Raw genomic sequence first — 14,948 nt, 5'->3', positions numbered from 1 at the left:
TTGAATTAGATCCGTTTTTGGCGATTATTTTCACAAAGGCTTGGCTCTAGGACCGCTTATGTGCTTACCTATGCACTGTAATCTTAGCACATTTGGGAGAGGCATACATGGGGGAATATTCCACTGTCGCACGTGAAGGTCATATTTTGACTGTAACAGTTAATCGTCCGGAACGTATGAACGCACTGCATTCCATGGCACATTTCGAAATGGCTGAGATATTCGATAGATTTGAAGCGGATGATGATCTTTGGATTGCCATTCTTACGGGCGCCGGAGAACGTGCATTTAGTGCTGGGAATGATTTAAAATTCCAAGCTGAAGGCGGCAGGCGTGACAAACCTGACAGTGGATTTGGCGGTATGGTCAAGCGTTTTAATCGCAATAAGCCAATAATTGCGGCAGTAAATGGAGTTGCGATGGGTGGTGGCTTCGAGCTTGCACTTGCTTGCGATATAATAATTGCCGCAGAAAATGCAAAATTTGCTCTGCCAGAGCCACGAGTTGGCTTGGCTGCAATGTCAGGTGGGTTGCACCGTTTGCCTCGTGCAATACCAAGGCACCAAGCTTTGGGAATGATTCTAACGGGTCGGCATGTATCGGCTGATGAAGGGTATCGTTTGGGGTTTGTAACTGAGGTAGTGCCGACGGGCGAAGCGCTTACATCGGCGAAGGCATGGGCGGGAGAAATTTTAAAATGCTCGCCGGTATCGATCAGAACATCGATGGAAGTTATGCGACTAGGTCTAGAAAAAGCGTCTATTGCAGAAGCCCTTTCCGCCGAGTATCAAGCTGAGGAAGTTCTCCGAAATAGTGAAGATTTTATTGAAGGGCCTAAGGCATTTTCGGAAAAACGTGCTCCTAATTGGAAAGGGCGGTGAACCGGGTTTAAAAAAGCCCCATTCCCGCAACACCGGTTTCTAAGTCCATTCTTTCCACAAGTTCCCGGCCAACGAAATTGCGCAGTGTTTCGGTAGTTCCCCCGCCAAGGGTTCCGTAACGTACTCCTCGATAATTTCGTGAAACGGCGAAGTCATCAAGAAAACCGTAACCGCCATGCAATTGAACACCCTCACTGCAAACCTTTATTGACATTTCGTTTACATATATTTTGGCCATGGCAGCCAGCGTTGGATTTGGAAAAGGCTCAGCCGTTGCGGCAGCTCTATACAGAATAGACCTGCCAGCCTCAATTTCAGTGAGCATGCTTGCTACCTTCCAGCGCATCCCTTGAAAGTCACCAATTGAATTGCCGAAGGCTTTCCGATCCCTCATGAATCGAATGGATTCCTCAAGGGAGGCTTCTGCCATGCCTAAACAGATTGCCGGATTAAGGCATCTTTGGGTATTGAATGCTCCAAGTAACTTCCTTAATGACCCCTCACCTAAGCCTAAATTTTCTATGGGTACCTCTACGTCTTCAAATCTTACATCGGCTAAATTCTCGCCGCCCATGGTATGATAGCAGGCATCGGCAGTTAGTCCTTTAGTAGCTTTTTCTACAAAAACACAACCAATCCCCTTTGTTCCAGGCGCGTTGTTGACCCTAGTAAAGATTACAAAAAGATCCGCTTCTTCCGCCCGACTGATCATTGTTTTAGCGCCATTTAAAACCACTCGATCATTCATTACAGATGCATTGGTTTTCATACTACCTAGGTCTGTGCCACAATCAGGTTCTGTCATACAGATAGCTAGGATACATTTTCCTTTGAGTAACTTGGGCAAGTATTTTTCTCGAAGTTCGTCAGAACCATAATGGGAGAGAATTCTGCATTGAGTACCTACCTCTCCCAAGACAGCCATCGCAGTGACATAACAGCCTTTAGCGATTTCTTCGAGAACCAGAACCGTGTCGAGGACACTAGCTCCGATGCCGCCATATTCCTCTGGCACGGCCATGCCAAGGATCCCAATCTCCGCTAAAGCATCCATATTTTCATATGGGAATTCTCCATCGAGCCACTTTTTAGCATTTGGTTCGATTACATCTTTACGAACTCGCTTTACTGTGTCCAACATCATCCGTTGGTCTTCGGTAAGTTCAAATTGCAACATGGCTAGCTCCCAAGTAACGAAGAGAATGATCTGGTTAACTATACAGTTATCGGATTTTTTTTCACAAGCTACAAGTTCTGAATCCAGCCAGCACGTCGCGTCGTTCTGGTGTGTAAAAATTTCGATGACGAGCTGTGATCATTCGACTGCGAGTGGCCCAGGCACCGCCGCGGAGTACTTTTGTCTCGTAAAATACTGGTTGGGAATAGTCTTTGTAGGCATCCGGTGAGAAGCCATCAAATGGTGCAAACGTACTTGCTGTCCACTCCCAAACGTTTCCAATCATTTGGCGGCAGCCAAATGCACTGTCACTTTTTGGCAGCGCCCCGACATCTATCGGGCTTAGAGCGTAGCCATCAAGATTAGCTAGATTTGAATCGCACGGAGCATCTCCCCACGGAAATTTTCTTTTTGAGTTAGTGAGCACGCTACCATCTAGGCTGGGCTCTCCAAGCGCAGCAGCCTCCCACTCTGCTTCTGAAGGCAAGCGACGTTTAGCCCACGAGCAATATGCATTGGCCTCATACCAGTTGACATGAATTACGGGCTGATTCAGATGTAATTCTCTAATAGTGTCAAAGTGACGTTCAATCCAGTCGCCTTCACCTGACCGTTGCCAATAAATGGGACACTCTGCTTGCTCAGTTTGGCGCCAATCCCAACCTTCACCACTCCAAAACTCATGCCTAAGATAGCCCCCATCCATAACAAACTCCCTATACTCCCAGTTTGTTACCGGTGTCTTGCATATATTGAATGGCTCCAATAGAACGGGATGTGCCCATTTTTCATTATCAAAAACGAACCCTTCATTTTTTGTTGCGCCCACTTCAAAATATCCCCCTGGTACCAAACTATCACTAGGAAGCATGTTGGCATTTAAAAACGTTTCTGACTTGCAAAAATTAGGCTTGGGGTATGCAAGGTTTTGGCGACTGTAGGTATAAGCTTCGGTATGCATATCTTCGTGGAACGTAGCAAACTGATAAATATAACTGTCGATTTCACTGGCGGTACCTTGTCCCAAACGAGAAAGGCATCGTTCAAGGATACATCCTATGTAGTCCAAGATTTCATCCATAGGCAGAAGTGGCAAATCCCACCTTACTTCGTGAGGAATTTCAATCGAATCATAAATATCGTCAAATTCTGCATTGTAGGGGGCGTAACCGTAAAGGTCGCGGAGAATAAATTTTTCATAAAACCAAGCCACGTGTCCGATTTCCCAACGAAGTGGATTAACAGTCCGAAGTTTAGGCCCCATAAGTTGACTTTCGTCTAAACCCGATACTAATTCGGTGGATCGCTTGTGAGCATCTTGAATGATATTAGAGAGAAAAGAAACGGGAACTGGTTGTGTCATACTGCAGGCTCTTATTAAAATAAGTATATGAATATAACTCTTATCACACCGGCTGGTAATCTTGCCAAAAATGGCAATCGAACCACAGCGTTACGTTGGGCAAAAATATTAACTATGCTCAATCACCAAGTACAGGTTGAAACGGTATGGGATGGAAAACGCGCTGATTTGATGGTCGCAATCCATGCTTGGCGTAGTGCAGAGTCAGCTAAGCTATTCCGGAAAGAATTTCCTGACCGCCCCCTGATTATTTTGTTATCAGGCACCGATATTTATAAATTCCAATATACACACCCAAAGGAAACTCTGTATTCGATGGAAATCGCTGATGCTTTAGCATGTTTGCATGATAAGGTGTGTTATTCTATCCCTTCTCGGTACCGACATAAATTACACACTATCCATCAGTCAGCATTGCCATTGGCCGGAGAACGCCGGCCATCCAAGCGAAATTTTGACATCTGTGTTGTGGGAAATCTTCGTGAAGAGAAAGATCCACTTCGTGCTGCATATGCGGTGCGCAACCTCGATAACACTTCTCGTCTCCGGGTAATTCACCTTGGAAAAGCACATACACCGGATTGGGCTGTAAAAGCTAAGACTGAGATGGCGCGAAATAGTCGCTACAGATGGCGCGGAGAGGTAAAGGCTTGGGAGGTTCGGCGCGAATTTGCAAAGACGCGCTTAATGGTTCTAAGCTCAATAATGGAAGGGGGTGCAAATGTTATCTCTGAAGCAATTGCTGCAGGAGTGCCTGTTATAGCATCAAAAATTGAGGGGTCGGTCGGGCTTCTCGGGTCAGATTATGCAGGCTATTATGAGGCTGGAAGTACTGAAGGTTTGCGCCGCACACTGCTTCGCGTTGAAAACGAACCAAAATTTTTGGCCCATTTATCATTCCAGTGTGAAGCTAGAAGGCATCTTTTCACCATTGAAAGGGAGAAAGAGGAATGGTCCTCCCTTTTGAGTTCTATAAATCTAAAAGACAGACTTTTATGAGTTTTCATCAAGGTTATGTTATTAATGTGACGGGTTCTAAAGTGCCAGTATTTGCGGTCACCGTTCCAATCACTGAGCTCTCACGATAACCGGCTATCTTTAACTCGTCGATACAGGCGTCAGCATTTTCTGCTGGCAAACTCGCTAATAGGCCTCCCGAAGTTTGAGGGTCGAAGATAATTGGATAAAGGGCTTCCTTAGCGGCGCTGTCCACATTCCTTATGGCGCGTCGAAGACGCACATTCTGGGGTTGTAGGGAGCTAAAGATTCCATCTCTGATTAAATCGATGGCTCCTTCCAACGTCGGAATAGCATCTAATTCAAGATTTACGTCTACCTGTGAGGGTTTAGCCATTTCGACTAAATGCCCCAGAAGGCCAAATCCAGTCACATCAGTACAAGCATTTGTTTTATGTTTGAATAAAATCTCAGCGCCTGCTTTGTTAGATTGAAGCATTGATGACAAAGCACCATGTACCCACTTGCCACGCGCTTTGTGCCGCATATCGGCAGCAAAAAGAGTACCAGTCCCGACCGGTTTGGTAAGCACTATTTTATCGCCAACTTTCATGCCGGCCTTTCGAAGTATGCGATCTTTGTCGATGAGCCCGTTAATAGCAAAGCCAAGTGACATTTCTGCACCTTCGCTGGTATGTCCACCAACCAGCGCAGTGCCGGTTTCCTGCAAAACCTTCATGGCTCCGGCCATCAACTGTTTCAAATCCTCTTCAACCTTATCCTCAAGTCCAAAGGGCAGGGTGACTATTGAAAGTGCAGACTGCGGCTCTCCGCCCATAGCGAAAATATCTCCCATTGAGTGATTGGCAGCAATCTGGCCAAACACATAAGGATCATCAATGAACGCGCGGAAGGCATCTACAGTATGAACCATTACTTTATTTTTCGGCACCTGTACCACAGCAGCATCATCTGGTTCATGAAGACCGACTAACACATCAGGGCGTTCCACGGGGTTTAGTTGCTGAAGTGCTCGTTCTAGAACCGTTGCCCCCACTTTGGCACCGCAGCCACCACAGCGCATAGCTATAGCCGAAATTTCTTTAATTACATTTTGTTCAGCTAACCCCTTTGATACATCGAGTGATTTTTTTTCATCCATTTCACGAAGTTTATTAAACTTTTTTACAAACCGTCGATCAATCCAATTTTTCCAATGCCAAATTAACTTGCCTTCAGCAGCCCAATTTGATCGTGAGGCAACGGCGTATTTATCTCCGGTGGTAATAAGACTCAAAAATTGCTGCTGAGGTCTGAAGGGTTTTAGGGGTTTCCCGAGTAGTGCACGTCTGAGATTTCTAGTAAGTGGAGGTCCTTGCCTCACTGCAAACACTCCTGATTTAGGACGAGGATGATTTACTACATCGGCTATATCCCCCACCGCAAATATACCGGGATGAGAAATTGATTCCAGTGTATCATGAACTTTCACAAAGCCACCGGGAGTAACCGCTAAGCCACTCTCTTTCAACCAATTTTGAGCGCTCGCCATGGTGACCCAAAGAATTTCCTCTAACTCATGACTAGTGTCGTTACTGCATGTAACCGTATTCGGTTCGACTTTTACTATTTTATGGCCCGCATGTAGAATTATCTCACGCTCAGTTAAGATTCGGCGGTATTTTTCTCTGACTTTATTATTGTGGGTTGGCAAAATATCGTTTGAGGTAAACAGGTGAAATTCCACTTCGTGGCTTTGGTCTTTCTGTGCACTTAAAAGCTGTTTCAATCGGAACTGAATTGCCAATGCAATTTCCACACCTCCGGCTCCACCTCCGACTATGCCTACTCTGGTTTTGCCACATGCTGTTAATACACGTTCGCGAATTTGATTCCAATGGTCAACAAACCCGTTGATTGGTTTGACTGGCATGACGTTATTTTCAGCTCCCACAACGGACGCAGTGTTGGGAGCTGAGCCTATATTAATAGAGAGAAGGTCGTACTTTACGGGCGGCCGGTCTTTACAGAAAATCTGGTTTGATTTGGGATCAATCATGGTCACTTCATTGCAGAAGAATCTCGCTTTTGCAAAACGTGCTAACGGAGCAAGGTCTATGTGAGACTCATCAAATGAGTAATGCCCTGCTATAAAACCTGGAAGCATACTTGAGTACGGCGCCTGTAAGTCACGGCATATCAAAGTTAGGCGAACGCCAGGGATGGGCTTCATCCCAAATTTTTTAAGAACCGTGATGTGACCGTGTCCGCCACCAATTAGGACAAGATCTTTGAGGATTGGGGTTTCAGCAGTTTCCATGATTAATGAGTATCCAATGAGGTTTGTAAACGTAATCTACTGCGGATTGATCGCGATAGCACATCAATTACTATATTTAAGAGGGCAGTTATAATAATCAACACGATAGCACGGTCGAAGCGGATGTCTGCAAAGGCGGAGTCAACGAAAAACCCTAGTGTTTTCACTCCAAGTATTCCAAGTATTGCTGTCTCACGAAAAATGACTTCCCAGCGGTAAAATAAAAAAGCCAAAAACTGCGGGTAAATTCGAGGAAGTGTTTCATAGGCATAGAGGTTTATGCCATTGGAACGGTCGGGTCGGAGTCGAAGGTGGTTGGTAAAGTTTCCTATGAGATGCCCAATTATCGCAGCATTATGGAAAGAGAGGGCTACGACGGCAGGGAACATGGACGGTCCCAATAACTGCAACAAGACGAATGCAATTACATACTCCGGTGTTGAACGAATAACGACTAATATAACATGTCCCGCTAGTCGAATTTTTGAGCCAAAAAAGAGTGGTGAAATGATAGGAAAGAATAGTAACGATAACACCCCAGTTGCCGCCAAAGCTATCATTGTCAGCACAACTGTATTGAGTATTCCGGGCAATGCTTCATTTACAATCAAACTCTGAAACCAAAACCAAGTTTCAAGCAATATTGGTATTGTTATGATTTCTGCATTCCGTATAGGAGTTGGCATGATGTCATCTGCAAAGAAACGCCAAGCATTTGACCATGTCATTGCGCCGCTATCTGGTAACACAATGCACGCTGCTATTAAAAGCACTGGAATTATTTCTCGTCTCATCCACTTTCGCACAGTTGAAATTAGGACATAAAAGACGATTAGGAGTGCTGATAGGTCAGAGTAGAGGCCTTCTTTGTAGGCAGTCTCTAAATAAAACCCCAGCGTAGGGAGGCCAACAAACCCCAGTACAGCACTAGAGCGAAGGCCGCACTCCAGTCGATAGAAAGAATAAGTTTTCACGTTGGCCCAGACACCAGGCAATTCTGCATAGAAAAACTTTGAGACTATTGAGGTTCCGTTGGGAATAGCTTGCATAGGGGCTGGGTCAGCCTCTTCTAAAAGCTCAGCGTAAACCTTCGCACATATTCCGCTGTAAGGGATTGCAATAGCAAGAACACCCGTCAATGCAGTTAGCCCGAAAACCTGTAGGAAGATTAAAGCCCAAAATAACTCATGGACAGCGCGGACAAAGGCACAACCAACTCTGACTGCACGGTAATGAAAAACAACCGCAAGCAAAAAACCTGTAAAATTTGCAAGCGCTACACCTAGGATGGCAAATGCTAACGTCATCATTAGGGCCTCAAGTATTTGCTTCCACTTAGCAAAGTTCGGTTGTATCAAACCCATGCCGAGTCTCTTGATCTCTGGCCATGGATCTTGGGTTGTTATCTCGATGTCGGCAAAGAGAAGGCAGCCAAATGCTACCAAAACAAACCAAAGGCTCGTCCGAACTAACGGAGATTTTGGAATTAGGGGTGTTGACACATCAAGCGCCATAAAGTTCAGCGAGGTCTGAAGAAACCATACCGGTTGATTTCCGGTCTAGGATGACTTTGCCGGACGATAGGCCAATGATCCTGCTACAGAAACTCAATGCAAGCTGAACGTCGTGCATAGCTAGCACAACTGTTTCATGATTATTGGTAATAGCTTCCATCACGCTCCATGCTTGGCGTTCATCGACTGCCGACACTGGTTCATCTCCAAGAAATATATTGCAACCCTGATAAAGTGCTCTGGCTATGCCCGCACGTTGCTGTTGGCCTCCTGACAATTCTCCAACGGGAGCAAAAATTTTGTCTGCAAGCTCAAGTTGTTTAAGGACTTTAAGCACAGCATTTTGCTCATGAGATAAAGGGCGAATGAGGTTAGCCAGATTGTAAAGAGTTGAGTTTTTATGAAGTCTTCCGACGAATGTGTTATGGAAAACAGAGAGATTAGGTACCAGTCCCAGGTTTTGGGGTAAAAAGGCGCATTCCTCAACATGATTGTCGTAAAGTAGCCGAAGCAGTGTTGATTTTCCGGCACCGCTTCGACCTACCAATGCAATTTTTTCGCCCTGTTCGACTTCAAGCGAGATTTTATTGAGAACTCGCTTGCCCTTATATGAGGCACAAGCCTCGCTGAGTTGGAACAACGCCACAGTTTTATTAATCGATTAGTCCAATTTCAACTGCCGTGTCTAAGATTGGTTTAAAATCTTTATTTACGGCTCTGATAAACCTTTTTCGAGGAAATGAAAGAAGAAGCACAGGGTCTTTCATGTCGATTAATGCCTTCTGGACCTTTTCGGTAAACCCTTTACCAAATCTTCTGTCAACATCCCCGCGGATGGACCAATTATAATCCGGATATCCAGGCGTTTTCCAAATGATAGATACCTTCTTTGGATCGATTTTACCCGCATTAAGCTCTTTTTTATACACTTTGAAATTAACTGCACCCACCTCGTATGCACCGCTGTTCACTAAAGCAACCGTGCGCGAGTGACTGCCACTGAAGCCCACTCTTTTAAACACTTTATCAGGAGTTTTGCCGAATGCTTTTCTGATGTGAAACTCTGGCATCAAACGTCCTGAAGTAGACCCCTTCGAGCCAAAGGTAAATGTCTTTCCAGCAATCCCCTTTGGAAAACTTGAACTTGGTTTAAGGCCACTTGATTCGTGTGCGATGAAATAAGTTTCGAAGAACGGGTCTTCTAATCCCTGAGCAATTGCTTTTGACCCCTTTACTAGCTGTCTGGCTCTCACTCCAGAAAGACCTCCAAACCATGCAAGTTGTACTTGGTTGTTTCGAAAGGCGGTAACCGCTGCAGCGTATGATTTTACCGGTATATACCTAGTTTTTATTGAGAGCGCTTTCTCTAAGTATCCAGCAATTTTATTAAACCGCTCTTTAAGTGCACTTTCGTCTTGGTCTGGTATTGCTGTAAAAACAAATTCTGCGGCTGTTACATGCTTCGAGAACCCAAAAATTACTATACATATTAATAGTATCTTTTTCATAAATGTTGCTTTCGATATTTTCTGAAATGTATTGATACCCGTTCGCTGTGCTTGCGTTTCATATAAAAAGTCCCGGTGCTTTTCAAGTAATGGTGGCAAAAAATATAATTGTGGAAAACATTTTTGCCTCAGCACACCAACACTTCGCAATAACTGGGTGCAAAAAATATGATTGCGCCGACTTTATTTTAACATTAGCGATTATTCATCATGCAAAATGGTTACGTCCCCAATCAGGATGTTAAAGAGAGTGCAACAAACCTAAGAGTAAATTGTCAAATGTCAGCTGAAACAGCACTAACTGTAACTTGCCACTTTTGTTTCAATGAAATTGAAGTCGACCTTGAAATAGATCAGTCCTTCGAAGGTTCTAACACAGAGATTTATGATTGCACTGTGTGTTGTAACCCGAATAAGCTGCAGTACACTGTTACTCATGGTTCCTTAGTGAATGTCCTTGTTAGTGACGGCAATGAGTGAAGGTATAGGTTAGGGCCCTACTGTTTCGTCTGGTTCAAATCACCCTGTATCGATATTGACGTAAACAATATCGGCAGCATAGATGCCACATACGTTATGCGTTAAAACTAGCTTCGGTCAGAATTTTTCGATGCAATTAAATTATGGTTAAGTTTAATACAGTTTGGGTGACCGGAACTCCTCGCACCGGTTCCATGTGGACAACAAATGTCATCAGAGAAATATATTTAACGAAACGATTTGCTCTACACCCGCAAGAGCAACTCCAACACGAGAGGGACTGGTTAAACCTGTTCAGGGACCATGCTATCGCCGACACTAATGCAAACAGCAGATATGTTCTAAAAATCCATTCGCTTTTGAACCCAAATTTACCGAAGTCAAAATTTGTTGTTAATACGCGTAATCCATATGACATATGCGCATCATTTTTTGACTTTACGAAGTGCGATTTAGACCGGGCAATAGAGGTGGCGTTGAATCATCGATCAGTAATGGAACATTATAATTCCTTCAAATCAGGACTGTTGTTTGTCGTCAAATACGAAGATTTAGAATTGGACACCATCAACTTAATTCTGGCACTCAGTGAATTTATCGACTGTGGAATTAGCAAAGATATGGCTAGGGTAATTTCTTCGAAATATGACAAGAGAGCGATTAAGAAACTGATCAAAAGAACTGAAAGCGCAGTTCAAAGGAAGATAAGGGAAAAAGATTACGTCCATAACAAAATGGTCGTTGGGCGTGCTGACGGATCGTTCCGTTCTTTTGATTTGAATACTGGTTTTCAATCTGGTCACATTTCGAGAAGGAATAGCGGGGAGTGGAGAAATACTTTTTCTCAAAAACAAATTGCCAAAGTCATAAATGCCCTGGATGATTTAGTTGCTGATATGGGATACATGTCAGAGCGGTGATGAAAGGTGCAAAAATTTTTTTTGACGGTTGGTAATGGTGCCGCCGCACGGATTTGAACCGCGGACCTGAGGTTTACAAAACCCCTGCTCTGCCAACTGAGCTACGGCGGCACAGAAAATACATACTACTTACGTTTTGGATATATACCTTTTTATTTGGGGTTGCGCTATGCGGGATTTATATCGGAACAATCTTCTATGGTACCAGACCAAAGTCGTTCCGACTATGATCTTAATATTCTCATTTGGTCAGAGTAGGAATTGGGAATTTTTGGGTCCTAGAGTTATTAACTATTACTGTTTGATCACGTTTAGAAATGTGGCCTTCAGTAAGTAATTTTTTGTACGCTGCCAGGCATAAAGCCCCTTCGAGGCCAAGATTGATACCTTGAGTAATTGCTACATCTTTCAGGATATTCCATACTTCATCGTCAGAGATCATAACGCCAAGCCCGCCAGAGTCATGGATTACCTGAAGACAAAGAAAATCTCCAACAGGCTTCGGTACTCTTAGACTTTGAATATTGGTTTTAACTGGCCCCCAAGGTTTCTCAAGGAATACTTTACGCTCCTCAAACGCTTTAACTAACGGGGCACAGCCAGCCGGCTGAACTGCAATCATGCGCGGTCTTTTCGCGCCTATCCAACCAATTTCCTCAAGTTCATGAAAGGCTTTCCATATGGCAATAAGGCCTGCCCCATTGCCCGTTGGATAAAATATAACATCTGGTAGTGTCCAGTCTAATTGCTCCGCTAGTTCAAACCCGATAGTTTTTCTGCCCTCCAACCGGTAGGGCTCCCTTAATAATGAGATATCGAACCAACCGTGTTCCTTGACACCTTCCACCATAATATTTTTCCGACGAGCGTTCGGTCCAGCAACCATCTGAATTTTTGCACCGTAAAAAGCCATTTCATTTAATGCATTATTTGAAGTGTCCTCCGAGCATATTATGGTTGAATTCAATCCCGCACGACTGCAATAGGCTGCTAATGTTTGCCCGTCACTTCCAAAATTTTGGATAGATACATGTTCAAAGCCCAGCGCCTTTGCCATTGTGACTGCAACAGCTAAATCTCGTGCTGACGCGGTGCCGTTTGGCAGGCGGCTCTCGTCCTTGATGAGGAGTTCTGACTCGTCAGTCTTCGCTGCGAAACGCGATAATGGTATCAAAGGGGTGCAGTTTTCCCCCAGACTAACTATTTCTGCCCCTGGTGGTACTGGTAATAATTCTTCATATCTCCATATATCGTTAGGCCGAAGCGCCAAATCTGCGATTGCTACTGCACTTTTTACGGACTGCAGGTCATAGCGTACTAGCAACGGTCTGCCAGCATCAGAAATCTTATAAAGATTACCGGGATCGTAGCGCTTACTGGAAAAACTGCATTCTAGGTGGCTCACAAACGAGTGGAGTAATTGCATAGGCATTTACTGGTACAGCTCCGAGAAACAGCCCAATGAGGTCAGGTGTTTACGAATTTGTTTCGAGTAAAAAGCTTCTGGATCGTCTTGACGGTTGTAACCGATCGCTGCACGAGCATTTGCTATGCTCCAAAATGCACGGGTGTGGTTAGATTTGTCGTAAAATAATTGAAATGGCACGCCATCCTCATTGAAGGCTTTTAAAGTTTCAATCGACTTTATGTAAAGCTGCTGCGGATCTCTGTTGCTGATGCACGTCGCCAAGTCCCGGCGGAGGCTGGTTTGATTGTCTACAAGGTTGGCAATATCTAATAGGTGCAGTCCGCCAATACGGATATTAATGCTTTCAATTTCTTGACCAAAACGCCGATTGGCAAAAGCAAAGCTTATGGCTTTATACGCAAACTTAAGCCAACCGTAAAAATTAACTGACTTTGGATATGTTGTGTGATCAACAATATCCATCTCGCCAACATGAATTTTTGTTTCGTACCAGTCGGCTGCGTGGTTGGAGCTGGCTGCAACTACACGTTTTATAATCTTTCGCAGCGCCAGTTGGTAAATATTGTAGGCCATATCAAGGTTTCGACATTCAGCGAGATAGCCGTCGACCGGGTGCTGAGGGCGGTCTTTTTTCCACTGGTGGTTTGGACCTGTCGCAAACTTTGGATTAGCCCTTTGGTCATAACGCGCATTATGAATAATCACATCGGCACCTGTGAAATGTTCTCCATTACGATCGACGTTTGGGTTAGTCAGATTGACTTCAATGATATTATCGTTCCATCCAGTTTTCGTTTCTTCAGATAGGACTGGTAATGTTAGGTCATGCCGTTCGCTAAACGCCGGGGGTAAAGCATTGGAGATATAGCCTCCTGCGCCCGTCACCACGACTTTCGATGAAGGCATTTTATCTACCTTTCATGTGTTGGCGAGAAAATTCATACATGGCTACAGCAGCTGCATTAGAAATATTGAGACTGTCTATATCGCTAGAAATAGGGATTCGAACCGTTTTATCACAAGCTTTAAGGGTCAGCCGGCGCAAGCCACTATTTTCTGCTCCTAAAACCAAGCAACACTTCTTCGGGAATTCAGTTTCGTTAAGGAAATCTGCCGCGTTACTGTCTAAACCAATGACCCAAAATCCCTGGTTCTTTAGACTTTCAATTGTCCGGTTAATATTTGGCACGTCTATTAAATCAACATGCTCAAGCCCGCCACTCGCGGCCTTCGCCATTGATGGGTTAGCTGATGGTGAGTTACGTTCCTGTTGAATAAGTGCAACTGCGTTAAAAGCGGCAGCTGAGCGCAAAATTGCTCCAATGTTACGAGGATCAGTAACCTGATCGAGGATTACCAAAAGTGTGTGCTCTTTGTCTTCAGTCGGAGTTATGATGTCTACCAATGATCTTTTTACTAAGGGTATGACCTCCGCCGCGATTCCTTGATGAACAGCGGTTGCACCAGTTAGCTGTTCAATTTCTTTTGTGGTTACCAATTCTAGCAGGGATTTTTCAATTTGGCAGCTAAGTTTTGCTTGGGCCTGTGTAGTAATCAGTACTCTTCGAACACGGCGATGGGGATTGTTGAGCGCCGCTAAAACTGTGTGATGACCGTAAATCCAATGCTCAGATCTGGTTGGTCTGACCTGCAACTTTGAATTTTTACGGTTTTTATTTTGTAGGCCGGATTTTGGAGACTTGCTGACATTTCTATTTTTGGCATATGGCATTTGAAATCTTGCTTTTGAATTTTTGAGACTTTAATATGATAGAGGAAAATAGTATTCGCAACACACCCTTCTTTAAAAAAGCTGTTTAGGGGGGGAGTTGCGAAGTTTGCGCTGCGTGGATCTGGATTTGCGTTGACAAGAGGTGTTAAATCACCATAGTGCCCAATTCGCTACAATAGCAATTGTGCTGGCGTACTGGAGGGGTGCCTGAGTGGTTAAAAGGGACGGGCTGTAAACCCGTTGGCTATGCCTACGTTGGTTCAAATCCAACCCCCTCCACCAGAATTGAGTTTAGGTGTGTTGATTTTTAGAAGGCTGATATAGAACATATGGGTATGATATAGGTTGGAGGGAAATTACGCGCGCGGGCGTCGTATAAAGGCCATTACCCCAGCCTTCCAAGCTGGTGATGTGGGTTCGATTCCCACCGTCCGCTCCAAAAAGATGATTAAGGCATGGGTTGTTTGTTAAGTAGTTAAAATACTATTGGTTCAAAAACACTATAAAAACAGGACTATGGAAAGTTATGGCGAAAGAAAAATTTGAACGCACAAAGCCGCATTGTAATATTGGTACAATTGGACACGTTGACCACGGCAAGACAACGTTGACCGCAGCGATCACCAAAGTATTGGCTGATACGGGAGGTGCTACGTTTACAGATTAT

General features: G+C 44.4%; 14 protein-coding genes and 3 tRNA genes. 7 read left to right on the top strand and 10 right to left on the bottom strand.

Going from position 1 to position 14,948, the window contains the following annotated elements:
- The first annotated feature begins 107 nt into the window (after positions 1-107).
- Positions 108-881 carry an enoyl-CoA hydratase-related protein gene (locus tag VX941_10565; GenBank protein MEE2933843.1) on the top strand — a complete coding sequence of 258 codons (774 nt, stop codon included), beginning with the start codon at positions 108-110 and terminating at the stop codon, positions 879-881.
- Positions 882-888: 7 nt separating this feature from the next.
- On the opposite strand, the gene VX941_10560 is transcribed toward VX941_10565, so the two are convergent.
- Together VX941_10560 and senA are read right to left on the bottom strand one after the other, a co-directional pair.
- A complete protein-coding gene (locus VX941_10560; protein MEE2933842.1) occupies positions 889-2,058 on the bottom strand; it encodes an acyl-CoA dehydrogenase family protein in 1,170 nt (389 codons plus the stop codon).
- A gap of 61 nt (positions 2,059-2,119) precedes the next feature.
- Positions 2,120-3,421: a selenoneine synthase SenA gene (gene senA / locus VX941_10555; protein MEE2933841.1), complete on the bottom strand. Its 1,302-nt coding sequence runs from the start codon at positions 3,419-3,421 to the stop codon at positions 2,120-2,122.
- A 27-nt stretch (positions 3,422-3,448) separates the two neighbouring features.
- Here senA and senB point away from each other — a divergent pair, with 27 nt between their 5' ends.
- A complete protein-coding gene (senB, locus tag VX941_10550; GenBank protein ID MEE2933840.1) occupies positions 3,449-4,420 on the top strand; it encodes a selenoneine biosynthesis selenosugar synthase SenB in 972 nt (323 codons plus the stop codon).
- Positions 4,421-4,433: 13 nt separating this feature from the next.
- Here senB and selD read toward each other — a convergent pair whose 3' ends face one another.
- The 4 genes from selD to VX941_10530 are packed head-to-tail and all read right to left on the bottom strand — an operon-like array spanning position 4,434 to position 9,720.
- Positions 4,434-6,698, bottom strand: coding sequence for a selenide, water dikinase SelD (gene selD, locus VX941_10545; GenBank protein MEE2933839.1), 2,265 nt, complete (start codon positions 6,696-6,698; stop codon positions 4,434-4,436).
- A 2-nt stretch (positions 6,699-6,700) separates the two neighbouring features.
- Entirely contained in the window at positions 6,701-8,212 is a 1,512-nt protein-coding gene (locus VX941_10540) for an ABC transporter permease (protein ID MEE2933838.1), read from the bottom strand.
- Positions 8,202-8,858, bottom strand: coding sequence for an ATP-binding cassette domain-containing protein (locus VX941_10535; protein ID MEE2933837.1), 657 nt, complete (start codon positions 8,856-8,858; stop codon positions 8,202-8,204). Before VX941_10535 ends, VX941_10540 begins: the two co-directional genes overlap by 11 nt.
- A gap of 7 nt (positions 8,859-8,865) precedes the next feature.
- On the bottom strand, positions 8,866-9,720 hold the full coding sequence (locus tag VX941_10530; GenBank protein ID MEE2933836.1) for a putative selenate ABC transporter substrate-binding protein: 855 nt from the start codon (positions 9,718-9,720) through the stop codon (positions 8,866-8,868).
- Positions 9,721-9,999: 279 nt separating this feature from the next.
- Between VX941_10530 and VX941_10525 the strand changes: the two genes are divergently transcribed.
- Both VX941_10525 and VX941_10520 read left to right on the top strand, forming a co-directional pair.
- On the top strand, positions 10,000-10,200 hold the full coding sequence (locus VX941_10525; protein MEE2933835.1) for a CPXCG motif-containing cysteine-rich protein: 201 nt from the start codon (positions 10,000-10,002) through the stop codon (positions 10,198-10,200).
- A gap of 143 nt (positions 10,201-10,343) precedes the next feature.
- Positions 10,344-11,120, top strand: a complete 777-nt coding sequence (locus VX941_10520) for a sulfotransferase domain-containing protein (protein ID MEE2933834.1) — start codon at positions 10,344-10,346, stop codon at positions 11,118-11,120.
- 35 nt (positions 11,121-11,155) lie between these two features.
- On the opposite strand, the gene VX941_10515 is transcribed toward VX941_10520, so the two are convergent.
- From VX941_10515 to rlmB, 4 genes are all read right to left on the bottom strand, one after another.
- Positions 11,156-11,231 (bottom strand) — tRNA-Thr (locus VX941_10515).
- A 130-nt stretch (positions 11,232-11,361) separates the two neighbouring features.
- Positions 11,362-12,552, bottom strand: a complete 1,191-nt coding sequence (locus VX941_10510; GenBank protein ID MEE2933833.1) for a threonine synthase — start codon at positions 12,550-12,552, stop codon at positions 11,362-11,364.
- Positions 12,553-13,455, bottom strand: coding sequence for a hypothetical protein (locus VX941_10505; protein ID MEE2933832.1), 903 nt, complete (start codon positions 13,453-13,455; stop codon positions 12,553-12,555).
- A gap of 1 nt (position 13,456) precedes the next feature.
- On the bottom strand, positions 13,457-14,281 hold the full coding sequence (gene rlmB, locus VX941_10500; protein ID MEE2933831.1) for a 23S rRNA (guanosine(2251)-2'-O)-methyltransferase RlmB: 825 nt from the start codon (positions 14,279-14,281) through the stop codon (positions 13,457-13,459).
- 197 nt (positions 14,282-14,478) lie between these two features.
- Between rlmB and VX941_10495 the strand changes: the two genes are divergently transcribed.
- The 3 genes from VX941_10495 to VX941_10485 all read left to right on the top strand — a co-directional run.
- A tRNA-Tyr gene (locus VX941_10495) sits at positions 14,479-14,563 on the top strand.
- A gap of 82 nt (positions 14,564-14,645) precedes the next feature.
- Positions 14,646-14,720 (top strand) — tRNA-Gly (locus VX941_10490).
- A gap of 87 nt (positions 14,721-14,807) precedes the next feature.
- The coding region (locus VX941_10485) for a GTP-binding protein (GenBank protein MEE2933830.1) at positions 14,808-14,948 on the top strand (141 nt) is incomplete at its 3' end.

The organism is Pseudomonadota bacterium, assembly GCA_036339585.1.
In the GTDB taxonomy this organism is placed as follows: Bacteria; Pseudomonadota; Alphaproteobacteria; order UBA8366; family UBA8366; genus UBA8366.
Note: the sequence above shows the minus strand (reverse complement) of the source record. Positions and strands in the feature narration are given on the sequence as shown.

Coding starts and splice junctions, on each gene's coding strand:
- VX941_10565 (MEE2933843.1), top strand. CDS start 108: ATGGGGGAATATTCCACTGTCGCACGTGAAGGTCATATTTTGACTGTA.
- VX941_10560 (MEE2933842.1), bottom strand. CDS start 2,058: ATGTTGCAATTTGAACTTACCGAAGACCAACGGATGATGTTGGACACA.
- senA (MEE2933841.1), bottom strand. CDS start 3,421: ATGACACAACCAGTTCCCGTTTCTTTTCTCTCTAATATCATTCAAGAT.
- senB (MEE2933840.1), top strand. CDS start 3,449: ATGAATATAACTCTTATCACACCGGCTGGTAATCTTGCCAAAAATGGC.
- selD (MEE2933839.1), bottom strand. CDS start 6,698: ATGGAAACTGCTGAAACCCCAATCCTCAAAGATCTTGTCCTAATTGGT.
- VX941_10540 (MEE2933838.1), bottom strand. CDS start 8,212: ATGGCGCTTGATGTGTCAACACCCCTAATTCCAAAATCTCCGTTAGTT.
- VX941_10530 (MEE2933836.1), bottom strand. CDS start 9,720: ATGAAAAAGATACTATTAATATGTATAGTAATTTTTGGGTTCTCGAAG.
- VX941_10525 (MEE2933835.1), top strand. CDS start 10,000: ATGTCAGCTGAAACAGCACTAACTGTAACTTGCCACTTTTGTTTCAAT.
- VX941_10520 (MEE2933834.1), top strand. CDS start 10,344: ATGGTTAAGTTTAATACAGTTTGGGTGACCGGAACTCCTCGCACCGGT.
- VX941_10510 (MEE2933833.1), bottom strand. CDS start 12,552: ATGCCTATGCAATTACTCCACTCGTTTGTGAGCCACCTAGAATGCAGT.
- VX941_10505 (MEE2933832.1), bottom strand. CDS start 13,455: ATGCCTTCATCGAAAGTCGTGGTGACGGGCGCAGGAGGCTATATCTCC.
- rlmB (MEE2933831.1), bottom strand. CDS start 14,281: ATGCCATATGCCAAAAATAGAAATGTCAGCAAGTCTCCAAAATCCGGC.